11 protein-coding genes and 1 riboswitch are annotated in these 10,206 nt (G+C 70.2%); of the genes, 2 read left to right on the forward strand and 9 right to left on the reverse strand.

The genetic code is table 11. From position 1 onward, the window contains the following. Window positions 1–11: 11 nt before the first annotated feature. The 5 genes from NX1_RS24075 to NX1_RS24095 all read right to left on the reverse strand — a co-directional run bounded on the left by NX1_RS24075 (window position 12) and on the right by NX1_RS24095 (window position 4,352). Window positions 12–1,091: an LLM class flavin-dependent oxidoreductase gene (locus NX1_RS24075; RefSeq protein WP_068063633.1), complete on the reverse strand. Its 1,080-nt coding sequence runs from the start codon at window positions 1,089–1,091 to the stop codon at window positions 12–14. Continuing rightward, window positions 1,088–1,606 carry a GNAT family N-acetyltransferase gene (locus NX1_RS24080; RefSeq protein WP_068063595.1) on the reverse strand — a complete coding sequence of 173 codons (519 nt, stop codon included), beginning with the start codon at window positions 1,604–1,606 and terminating at the stop codon, window positions 1,088–1,090. Before NX1_RS24080 ends, NX1_RS24075 begins: the two co-directional genes overlap by 4 nt. 4 nt (window positions 1,607–1,610) lie before the next feature. Then, window positions 1,611–2,570, reverse strand: coding sequence for an ABC transporter substrate-binding protein (locus NX1_RS24085; protein WP_068063634.1), 960 nt, complete (start codon window positions 2,568–2,570; stop codon window positions 1,611–1,613). A gap of 82 nt (window positions 2,571–2,652) precedes the next feature. Further along, window positions 2,653–3,426 carry an amino acid ABC transporter ATP-binding protein gene (locus tag NX1_RS24090; RefSeq protein WP_068063597.1) on the reverse strand — a complete coding sequence of 258 codons (774 nt, stop codon included), beginning with the start codon at window positions 3,424–3,426 and terminating at the stop codon, window positions 2,653–2,655. After that, window positions 3,423–4,352 carry an amino acid ABC transporter permease gene (locus NX1_RS24095; protein ID WP_068063638.1) on the reverse strand — a complete coding sequence of 310 codons (930 nt, stop codon included), beginning with the start codon at window positions 4,350–4,352 and terminating at the stop codon, window positions 3,423–3,425. The genes NX1_RS24090 and NX1_RS24095 overlap by 4 nt, the downstream gene beginning before the upstream one ends. A gap of 612 nt (window positions 4,353–4,964) precedes the next feature. After that, a riboswitch (SAM riboswitch) is annotated at window positions 4,965–5,058 on the reverse strand. A gap of 295 nt (window positions 5,059–5,353) precedes the next feature. Between NX1_RS24095 and NX1_RS24100 the strand changes: the two genes are divergently transcribed. Beyond that, window positions 5,354–6,055 carry a hypothetical protein gene (locus tag NX1_RS24100; protein WP_245668652.1) on the forward strand — a complete coding sequence of 234 codons (702 nt, stop codon included), beginning with the start codon at window positions 5,354–5,356 and terminating at the stop codon, window positions 6,053–6,055. An 80-nt stretch (window positions 6,056–6,135) separates the two neighbouring features. On the opposite strand, the gene NX1_RS24105 is transcribed toward NX1_RS24100, so the two are convergent. Further along, window positions 6,136–7,197 carry a glycosyltransferase family 2 protein gene (locus tag NX1_RS24105; protein ID WP_174555515.1) on the reverse strand — a complete coding sequence of 354 codons (1,062 nt, stop codon included), beginning with the start codon at window positions 7,195–7,197 and terminating at the stop codon, window positions 6,136–6,138. 65 nt (window positions 7,198–7,262) lie between these two features. Beyond that, window positions 7,263–8,012, reverse strand: coding sequence for an LppM family (lipo)protein (locus NX1_RS24110; protein ID WP_084501708.1), 750 nt, complete (start codon window positions 8,010–8,012; stop codon window positions 7,263–7,265). A 248-nt stretch (window positions 8,013–8,260) separates the two neighbouring features. Here NX1_RS24110 and NX1_RS24115 point away from each other — a divergent pair, with 248 nt between their 5' ends. Beyond that, window positions 8,261–8,854 (forward strand): TetR/AcrR family transcriptional regulator, encoded by a 594-nt coding sequence (locus NX1_RS24115; RefSeq protein WP_068063605.1) that lies wholly within the window; start codon window positions 8,261–8,263, stop codon window positions 8,852–8,854. A 22-nt stretch (window positions 8,855–8,876) separates the two neighbouring features. Here the strand turns inward: NX1_RS24115 and NX1_RS24120 are convergent, their stop codons facing one another. Then, entirely contained in the window at window positions 8,877–9,659 is a 783-nt protein-coding gene (locus NX1_RS24120; RefSeq protein ID WP_068063643.1) for a carotenoid biosynthesis protein, read from the reverse strand. A 62-nt stretch (window positions 9,660–9,721) separates the two neighbouring features. Continuing rightward, window positions 9,722–10,206 (reverse strand): phytoene desaturase family protein (locus NX1_RS24125; protein WP_169812275.1); only part of this gene is annotated, 485 nt, incomplete at its 5' end.

A 10,206-nucleotide genomic window follows, 5' to 3' on the forward strand; every position in this document is an offset into this window, starting at 1 on the left:
GCGGATTCGGATCACGGTGTCACTCCAATGAGTTCGCTACTTGAGGTGTCGGTGGCCAACGGCCTGCTTGGAATTCGGCGGCGCAGCTCTGGCGCCACCTCGGACTGGAAGAGTTCGAGGCTGTCGCGGTGCTCGGCCACGGTGCGCCCGTCGCGCTCGGCGGACAGGTGGATCACCTCGTGACCGAATCGCTCGTGCTGGCGGCCGACCTTGTCGATGACCTGTTCCGGACTCCCGATCAGCGCGGAACTGCGGGCGACGAAATCATCGAAGGTCTCGAACACGATGGGCAGACGGAGCTTTCGGCTCAGCGCCAGCCGCGCCTCGAAGATCGGACGGTAGGCGTCCAGCGCCTGCTGCGAGGTGCGCGCCACGTGGAAGCCCGCGGTGCCCGCCCCGACCAGCGCCTCGGCCGGGTCGTGACCGTAGTGCTCCCACCGCTCCCGGTAGTGGCCGACCAGCTCGGCGTAGGGCTCTATCGGGTTGGTGACATTGGCCGAGAACAGCGGATCACCGTGGCGCGCGGCGAGTTCCACCGAATCGCGACTGGTCGCGCTGCCGTGCCAGATCCTGATGCGCGGCTGCAGCGGTCGCGGTAGCGCCTTGGCGTTCTCCAGCGGCGGACGGAACCGACCCGGCCAGGTGACGCTGTCGGAGGCCCACAGCTGCCGGAACAGCTCGTAGCCTTCGCGATTGCGCTCCCACTGATCGTCCGTGGTGACGTGGAACAGCTGAGCCTGCGCCGCGCCGTTGCCCTTGCCGATGATCAGTTCGAGGCGGCCGCCCGCGAGGTTGTCCAGCGTCGAGTAGTCCTCGAAGGCCCGCACCGGATCGAGCAGGCTCAGCGTCGTCACCGCGGTGAACAGCGTGATGCGCGAGGTGACGGCCGCTATGTGGGACAGGATCACCGGCGGCGCCGCGGACAGGAACGGGTCCTCGTGGCGCTCACCGACGGCGAAACCGTCGTAGCCGAGATCCTCGGCGAGCCTGGCCTGTTCGACCACGGATCGCAATCGCTCCCTGGTGTCGGGCAGCACGCCCGTCCGCGGATCCGGCACCCGCGTCACCAGCGTGAACAACAGGAACTTCATGCCGTCGCCTCCCATGCGCCGTGGTCGAGGAACTTCTCGAAGGGGTGCGGCCCGATCTCCTCCGGGGACAGCGCGGAGTCGTAGAGCGCGGTGTACCCGGCCGCCAGGTACAGGCCGACGGCTTCGGGCTGGCGCGGTCCGGTGGTCAGGTAGACGCGCCGGTAGCCCCGATCGGCGATCTCGGTCTCCAACCGCTCCAGCACGAACCGGCCGAGGCCCTGCCTGCGGTGCTCGCGGGCGGTCCAGATCCGTTTGAGTTCCGCGGTGGTCGGGTCGAACTGCTGGAAAGCGCCGCCCGCCACCGGTTCTCCGTCCTGGGTCACCACGAGCAGGCCGCCCTCCGGCGGGGCGAAGTGCGCGGCCGGATATCCGCGAAGATCGGAGTGCACCTCGCCGGGGGTGCGTCCGTAGCGGTTGCTGTACTCGAGCGCCAGTTCGGCGAGCAGCGGCGCGGCCAGCGGGTCGTCCTGGGCGATCCAGTGCGCCCTGCGGATCGTCGATACTCCGTACGGCATCGGGTCACCGCTGCTTCGGCAGGCCGGGCGGATTGATCCGCGACTCGGTGATGGCCTCGGTCTGCAAGCCCCAGCGATCGATGACCCGCTGGTAGAGCCCGGACTCGATGGCGTGGCGCAGCGCCTTCTGCACCGGGCCGATCAGCCCGTTGTTCTTCTTGGTCAGTACGCCGATCTCGCCCTGCAGCGCCTCGCCCGCGCCGGAGAACGTCGCCACGATCTTGGTCTGGTTCGCCGTCCGCGCGTGGTAGATCGCCGTCGGATTCGGGCCGAGGTAGCCATCGAGCCGCTGTGAGGCGAGCGCCAGGTAGTAGTCGCTCGTTTTGTCGTAGTAAGTGATCTCGATCGCGGGCAGTCCCTCGGCTCGATTCTGCTCGTTCCACTTCACCAGCAGCTGTTCCTGGTTGGTTCCGGTGCCGACACCGATGCGCTTGCCCGCCAGGCTCTTACGGTCCTGGTACCGCAGATCGCTCTGCGCGGGCACTTCCAGCGCGACGTTGTCGTTGCGGTAGGTGGCGAAGTCGTACTTCTCCTTGCGCTCCTCGGTGACGGTCACGTTCGAGATGAACGCGTCCACCTCGCCCGAATCGACGCGCACGAAGTTCTGCGACCAATCGGCCACGCCCGCGACCAGTTTCAGCCCCAGGATGTCGGCGACGAGCGAGGCGAAGTCGACCTCGGAGCCGACCACAGTCTTGTCGTCGGTGGCGTAGAAGCGCAGCGGCGGCGCGGTGCCCGACGCGCCGGTCACCACCAGGGTGCCGCGGTCCCGGATGGCCTGGGGGACCTCGGCGGCGATGGCGTCGACCTTGTCCGCGCGGACGCGCCCTGACTGTTGCGGCGACAGATCGAAGGCGACCGTGCCGTCGGAGGAGACCTGGAGGTCTTCGTCGGGATCGGTGCCGCACGCGGTGACCAGCAGTGCGGCCGCCGCTAGTGCGCCGACCATGGCGGAGAGCTTCATCGGGAACCTGTTCGTGGGTGGGAGCATCGGGGCGCTCGCCGGATCGAGCGCGGAAGCGCTGATCGGACCGAGCGCGTGGCGCTCAACGGACTCGGGACAGAAATGCGCGGGTGCGCGGATGTCTGGGGTCGTCCAGGACCTCGGCGGGCGGGCCCTTTTCGACGATCACGCCCGCGTCGAGGAACACCACCGTGTCGGCGACCTCGCGGGCGAAACCGATTTCGTGCGTGACGATCACCAGCGCGGTGCCGTCGTCGGCCAGATCGCGGATGACGTCGAGCACCTCACCCACCAGCTCCGGATCCAGCGCCGAGGTCGGCTCGTCGAACAGGATCACCCTCGGCCGCACGGCCAGCGCCCTGGCGATCGCCACCCGCTGCTGCTGCCCGCCGGACAGCCTGCGCGGATAGGCGTCGGCCAGTTCGCCGATGCCGACCCGCTCGAGCAGCGCCTTCGCCTCGCGCTCGACCTCGGCGCGGTCCCTGCGCTGGGCGGTGAGCGGCGCGATGGTGACGTTCTCCAGCGCCGTGAGATGCGGGAAGAGGTTGAACTGCTGGAAGACGAAACCGATGCGGGCGCGCTGCTTGCGGACGTCGCGGTCGGAGAGCGGATGCAAGACGTTGCGCCGCAGGCGATAACCGATCAGCTCGCCGTCGATGTGCACGGTGCCCGCGTCGACCGGTTCCAGGTGGTTCAGCACCCGCAGCAGGGTCGACTTGCCCGATCCGGACGGGCCGATGACGGCCACCACCTCGCCCGCTCGCACGGTCAGGTCGATGCCGTGCAGGATCTTGTTGCGCCCGAATGACTTTCGCACACCGCTGACCAGCAGGGCGGGCGTCTCCTGCGCGGTCATCGGGTCGCTCCCCGCGGCGCGGCGGGCCCGAATTCGGCGAGCTCGCCGATCCGCTGACGCAGCTTCTGCAACGGCGTCGGCGGCGGGGTGCGTTGCGCGCCCTTGGCGTAGTGGCGCTCGATGTAGTACTGCGCCACCGTGAGAATCGTGGTCAGCACGATGTACCAGACCGTGGCGACCATCAGCAGCGGCACCACGCGCCCGTTGCGGCCGTAGATCACCTGGACCTGATAGAACAGCTCCGCGATCGCCATCACCGAGACGATCGAGGTGCCCTTGAACAGGCTGATCACCTCGTTGGTGGCGTTCGGCAGGATCGAGCGCATGGCCTGCGGCGCCACGATGGTGCGGAACTGCCGCCAGCGCGGAATACCCAGCGCCGCCGCCGCTTCCAGCTGGCCGGGATCGACCGAGATGAGCCCGGCGCGGATGATCTCGGCCGAGTACGCGGCCTGGTGCAGCGCGAGACCGATCACCGCGGCGGTGAATCCGCTGATCACGCCGTTGACTTCGAAGGTGAGGAACGAGGGTCCGAACGGGATGCCGAGCGAGAGAGTCTGATACAGGTAGGCGATGTTGAACCAGAACAGCAGCTGCACGATCATCGGTATCGAGCGGAACGCCCAGATGTAGGCCCACGAGATCACCCGCAGCACCGGATTGTTCGACAGCCGCGCCACGGCGAGCAGGGTGCCGATCAGGAAGCCGAGCGCGGTGCCCCACAGGGTCAGTTCCAGGGTCACCCGCAGCGCGGTCAGCACCGACCGCGCGGTGAAGTATTTCGCGAATGTCGGCCAGTCCCATCCGGGATTGGTGACCAGACCGTGCACGAACTGGGCGAGCAGGACCAAGGCGGCCGCGCTGACCACCCAGCGCCACGGGTGGCGGGTGCGCGCGACCGTCGGAGCGAGCGGGTCGGAATCGATGCCGAGTTGCGCGACAGTGTCACCGGTCGGCCCGGACGTATCGGTTGTCGCCGCGGTGGCGGGTGTCGTGGTAGCGCTGGCCACGCCGTCGTCGAGCTGTGCGTCATCGAGTTGTGTTGCGGCGTCGAAGTTCTCGCTGACGTCGCGCTGTCCGGTGCTGTCGAGCTGTACGGCGGTGTTGCGCTGCGCGTTGCTGTTGTGCTGCGCGCTGCCGCTGCGCTGTACTGCGATGTCGCGCTGCGCTGTGCCATCGCGCTGCGCTGTGCCATCGCGCTGCGCTGTGCCATCGCGCTGCGCGTTGCCGTCGCGCTGTGCTGTGGTGTTGTGCTGCGCGGTGGTGTCGCGCTGCGCGGTGCCGTCGCCGGGTGTTCGCGCGGAGCCGGGTGGTTCGGCGTCGGATGCCGCGGCGGCGTCGGGTGCGAGAGACGCACTCATGTTCGGGCCCTTCGGAGGATCTCGGACGATCGCGCCTGGCGCTGGTCGGGTCGTCACCCGGCCAGCGACGGGTGCAAGGTCTGGCGCGTCAGCGCGGACAGCTGGCCGGGGTGGGACGGCGGGTCGTACCGGGGTGTCGCGTCCGGCGGGCGCCACTGCGGGGGCAGATCATTCGGTCCTCCATCGTTCCTGGCGGAAGCACCCGCACCCGATGGCCGGGGGGTTGCTGCGACGTCGGCGAGCCAGGTCTCTCGGTCGCTCTGGATGGTTTTGCGGACCCTGGTCCGCTCCGGGTGCAGCGGGGGTCGAGCCGAATCATCATGCGGAGGGAGGCCGGAACCGGACAAGGTTAGAAATCAGGGTGAGCACAGCCCTTTCGCGGGTCATCGCGGAGTGTGATCATTGCGCGGTCGACAGGGCTCGAACCCGGAAACCGGGAAGCGCTTCTCGACCCGGCGCACGGGCGCAAGCCGACGCGCCGAAAAATTGCCGATTCGTAAAACAGCTGCTGAGCGAGTTTGCCGGAGTACCGTGTCCTCACCGTGTCGACGATGAGGAGCACCGCTGTGACTTTGTTGCGTCGCTTCACCACTCTCACCGCCGCCGCGACCGGATCGGTCGCACTGGCCTTCGGTTTCTGCGCCCCCGCCGTCGCGGCGCCAGCGCCCGCGGCCGACCTGCCTGGCATACAGCAAGCCGCCGCGCCGGGCGATCTGCTGGGCGCCTACCAATCCACTGTCGAGGCGCTGCGCGGCTTCGGCATGGAGCCGTTCCTTTTTCCGACCGCCGCGGCGTTCTGCGGCGACGGAAGCACTTTGGGGCTGGTGCCCGCTGTCGCGGGCGCGATGCCGGGACCGTGGCCCAAGACCAACGTCACCATCCCGGGCCTCGACCTGACGGCGGTGCGGTCAGGTCAGACCATGTTCACCTTCGTGCCCTACGGCCTCGGCTCGGAGAGCCGGAACACCGCGGGCTTGCAGGTGGCCTGGCTGAACGTGAGCAACGGACGCGGCGGCATCACCCCAATGGGCCCGCTCGCCGACATCTTCCGGGCCATGGTGCCCGCCGCGGTCCCCGCCGAGCTGCGCCAGCAGGCAGAACGTGCCATCCAGGACTTCTTCTTCGCCGCACTCCCCGTGGGTGGTATCCGCGCGGTGCCCGTCGACACAGGTAGGGGCACCGTCCTCGCCGCCGTTTTCGGCAGCGTCGACAACGGCAACCGCACCTGCTTCTTCCTGCCGACGGTCGGCATCACCTCGGCGCCGTAAAGCTCAGCGGCGTCGGTTCACCACACACCGACGTTCGTCGCGCACCGGCTCGGTCCTCGGATCGGGCCGGTGTCGTCTGTTCAGCCGGCGTCGATCAGCGTGCGGCCCTTCCAGCGCAGCGTCCCCCGGCGACGGGCGCGGTGCGATCGCCAGACGAGGCGCTGGTACGCGGCGATGGAGAAGGGGTGCGACGCCGCCGCGCACACGTCGGAAAGGCGCAGCGGCCCGCCGGATTCGAGCGAACGGGCCAGCAGGCGGCCGGTGACGGCGGCGGCGTAGCCGATGGCGCCGGCCCGGCGGGTAGCTCCGCGGCCGAACAGAGCGGCCAGCGGGGGAATCCAATAGCCAAGGGCCAGCACGGTTCCCACGGCTCCGGCGGCGTAGCCGGAGCCGCCGTACGCGGACCAGAGCCAGCGGGTGTAGCCGGCGTCGACCTCGTCCGCGCCGCGATACATCCGGGTACTGGCCAGCGATCCGGCGGCGACGACATGGGTGGTGCGACCCGCACGGCGCAAGACGCGCGCGATGTCGAGATCCTCGGTGGGGCTGCCCGCCACCGCGGCGTGCCCGCCTATCGCGCGGTAGGCGGCGGCGTCGAAGGCGAGAAACTGGCCGCAGGCGACGGCCGTCGAGGGTCGCAGGCCGCGATTGCCGAGCACGATCGGCAACGTCGACGCCCATGACCAGCAGAGCAGCGGCTGCACCAGCGCCTCGGCGACGGTCTCGGCCCGCTGGGCGGGCCACGGGGAAACCAAGGCCGCGTGCCGATTCCGGAGGGCGCGCGCCGCCGCCGCGACGGCTCGCGGGGCAAGCCGTACATCGGCGTCGAGGAAGACCAGGATCGGTGCGTCGGCGAGCTCGGCCAAGCGGGCGCACGCCGCGGCCTTGCCGGTCCAGCCCGGCGGCGGTTCCGCTTCGGATCGGATCACCTCGAAACGGGGATCGCCCGCGATCGCTTCCCGCGCGGCGCGCGCCGTGCCGTCGGTGGAGCCGTCGTCGAGGATCAGCACCCGCAGGTCCGGTACCCCGGTCTGGGCGCGCAGGTCGGCGATCAGCGCGGGCAGCCGCTCGGCCTCGTCGCGGGCGGGCACGCAGACCGTGACCGGTTCGGCCGCCGCGGCTTCCGCGTCCAGCCGCGGCATCGAGAACCGGTTGACCGCCGCGATTCCGCATCCCGTGAGCGCGACGGCCGCGCCGACTCGCCCGCTCAGCGCAACTGCTTGACCGACTGCCACCAGCGCCGCCACGAGAACTGGTGCTCGGGCACCTCGGGCGCGGCGGGGTTGCGGTCCATGTACGCCATGGCGGCGACGATGGCCGCGACCGCGAGGGTGATGCCGCCGACAATGCCCGCCCAGCCCGCGAAGGAGCGGGTGTTCGGGTCCGAGTAGCTCACCTCGGCGCGCACCGTGGACACATCCCCGGGCGGCAGCTTCCACGAGACGGTGGAATCGCCTTCGCGGTTGCCGTTGGTCTTGGCCACCCTGGCCGGGAACGCGATGGTGAACTGCACGTCGGAGCCGTGCGGCGGAACCGATTTCAGGTCGACGCGCCCGTTCAGGCTGACCAGGTCGCCGGTGCGCTGGAACTGGAGCTGGAACATGCCCTGCGTCTGCTCGGACAGCAGGCCGAGCTGCTGTACCTCGCCGAAGGACAGATCCTCGAAGAACACCTTGCTGCCGACGTATCCGTCCTGGCTGTACGGCTCGACGCGCACCTTCGCCGCCAGCGACTCGGGCGCTTTGAGCTGCGGACCCTTGTCGTCGGGACCCGCGGGCACCACCGCGGCGACGATCCGTCCCGACACCCGGTCGTTGGACGACACGCCCATCGACACCTGCACCCGCAGGCACCCGGCGAGCACCGGTGCCAACAGGGCTGCCAGCAGCACCGCAGCGGCTACCCGTACCTGGGTGCGTGGTGCGCGCGGCGTCGGTCGATCCGGGACATCGGGCATCGGGATGGCGGGACTCGGTTGCACGGCTCACATCGTGCCAGGCCGAACGCCCGAATCGCCACGCGGCAGCCGCGACACGACGAGACGCGCCACCGTCCGGCACGCCGCCGTAGCGCGGTCCGTCCTATATACCGTGCTCGCCCCGCGTCAGACCGCTCGCCGCCGAGCAGGGGCGCGCCAATTGACTTTTTGGTAAATTTTTGTCGGCGATTGGGCGTGGACAGCGCTCGGGGAAGGTGGGAACAGGCGTGGCGGGAGCCGCTGGAACCAAGGGAGTGCCACGCGCCGAGCGTGAGGCGCAGATCCTCGATGTCGCGGCCGCCGAGATCGGCAGGGTCGGCTACGCGGGCCTGTCGCCCGCGGTGGTTGCCGCGAAGGCCGGGGTTTCCAAGCCGCTGGTGTACGCCTACTTCGACACCAAGGACGGACTGTACGTGGCGTGCGTTCGCCGGGCGGCGACCACGCTGGGCGACGCGATCGACGCGGCCGACGAGGGACCCGCGACGCTGGAACTGGCCGAACGCACGCTGGCGGGTATCTTCGGCGCGCTCGAGCCGCGCCCGCACGATTGGCACGTCGTCTTCGACCGTTCGCATCCGGACGACGGGCCCGCCGCCGACGCGGCCCGCGCCGCCCGGCGGCGCATCGCCGAGCAGGCCAATCGCGGTGTCGCCGCGTTCCTCGCCGGTCGCGGGCTCACCGATCCCGACGATCTGTCCGCGTTCGCGGCCGTGTGGATGGGCACCGTCACGGCACTGGTCGGCTGGTGGTTGCGCAACCCGGGCGAGACCGCCGAGGCGATGACCGCGCGCACCCGCCGTTTGCTCGCCGCACTCGCCTGACTCGCTCCGGCGAATCCCGCCGCTACTGCTCGCGGCGGGATCGATGCCGGGCCAGGTGGATCAGCAGCGGTACCCCGAGCGGACTCATCCCGAGCGCGCCGTACCACGCCGAGGACGGCAGATCGAGGAAGACGGCGTGGGCGACGAGGGAACCAAGCCAGGTCCAGAGGAACACCGCGACGGGGACGGTGAGGGATGCGGCGGAACGCGGCTGGGCCGGCGCGGGGGCGGCGTGATCCCAGACCGCGAGCAACAGCGCCATCAGCAGGCCGACACAGCACCAGCCGAGGTAATTGGTGCGCGGGATGTCCGCGAGGCCGGGCAGCCCGGAATCGGTGTCGCACCAGGTCCATTGGCCGTCGGCGACCATCTGCGGATCGAGGTAGAGGTCCCAGCCCACCGCGCCGATCGTGGTCAATACTACGCGCACCGGGGTCCGCCGGGTGACGATGCCCGCCACGATCCACACCGGATACATCCCGCCGGTCCAGGCCAGCGGCACCAGCAGCGGCACGCCCGCGAGCGCGGGCCCGATCCGGCCCTCGGCGTATTCGTAGCAGCCGAACGGGATTCCGGTCGCCACCCCGAGCATCTCCGCGAGCAGGCCGACGCCGGAGACGATCACCAGGAAGCCCATCGCGTACCGAATGCCCCGGTTCGCGGCGGCGTGCGCGAGCGCCGTGCCCGCGGAGAGCAGCACGATCACCACGGTGATCCGGTCGCGCGCCGTGCCGTCGGTGAGCGGATAGCCGATCTGAGCGATCACGAGCAGGACCGCGAGCAGCGCGGGAACAGGGTGGCGCACCGACCGCACCCGCGACCACGCCCGCCGCGCGCTCGTCCGGCGTTCCCGCATCCTCGAGGCCGTCATCGTCCGCGCGGGAAGGGAAAACGCCTGCGCTTGGCGTCGCGGAGGACGAGCCGCGCCGCGGTGCGCCCGCTCGCGCCGGAGACGCCGCCGCCGGGATGGGTGGACGCGCCCGTCAGATACAGGCCGGGCGCACCGGGCACCCGCTGACCCGAGAGCTCGGGCAGCGGCCGCCACAGCATCATCTGGTCCAGCGACATCTCGACGTGCATGACGTTGCCGCCGCGCAACCCCATCTCCCGCTCCAGGTCGACCGGCGTCTGCACGAACCGCCGCCGCACACTCGACGCGAAACCCGCTGCGTAGGAATCGACTTCGGCGACGATCCGGTCGCCCTCGCGTTCGGCGTGCGCGGCCCAGTCGCTGCCGTCGGCCAGCCGATAGGGATGCCACTGCGCCCACAGCGACAGCTGATGCTCGCCTGGCGGCGCGATGCTCGGATCCAGCGCGCTGAAGCTCATCGCCAGCACCACCGGCCGCGGCG

It is taken from the genome of Nocardia xishanensis NBRC 101358 (assembly GCF_001613365.1).
Taxonomy (GTDB): domain Bacteria; phylum Actinomycetota; class Actinomycetes; order Mycobacteriales; family Mycobacteriaceae; genus Nocardia; species Nocardia xishanensis.

Excerpts from the sequence above, each read along its gene's own strand:
- NX1_RS24080 (WP_068063595.1), bottom strand. The coding sequence starts at position 1,606 with ATGCCGTACGGAGTATCGACGATCCGCAGGGCGCACTGGATCGCCCAG.
- NX1_RS24105 (WP_174555515.1), bottom strand. The coding sequence starts at position 7,197 with ATGCCGCGGCTGGACGCGGAAGCCGCGGCGGCCGAACCGGTCACGGTC.
- NX1_RS24110 (WP_084501708.1), bottom strand. The coding sequence starts at position 8,012 with ATGCCCGATGTCCCGGATCGACCGACGCCGCGCGCACCACGCACCCAG.
- NX1_RS24090 (WP_068063597.1), bottom strand. The coding sequence starts at position 3,426 with ATGACCGCGCAGGAGACGCCCGCCCTGCTGGTCAGCGGTGTGCGAAAG.
- NX1_RS24085 (WP_068063634.1), bottom strand. The coding sequence starts at position 2,570 with ATGAAGCTCTCCGCCATGGTCGGCGCACTAGCGGCGGCCGCACTGCTG.
- NX1_RS24075 (WP_068063633.1), bottom strand. The coding sequence starts at position 1,091 with ATGAAGTTCCTGTTGTTCACGCTGGTGACGCGGGTGCCGGATCCGCGG.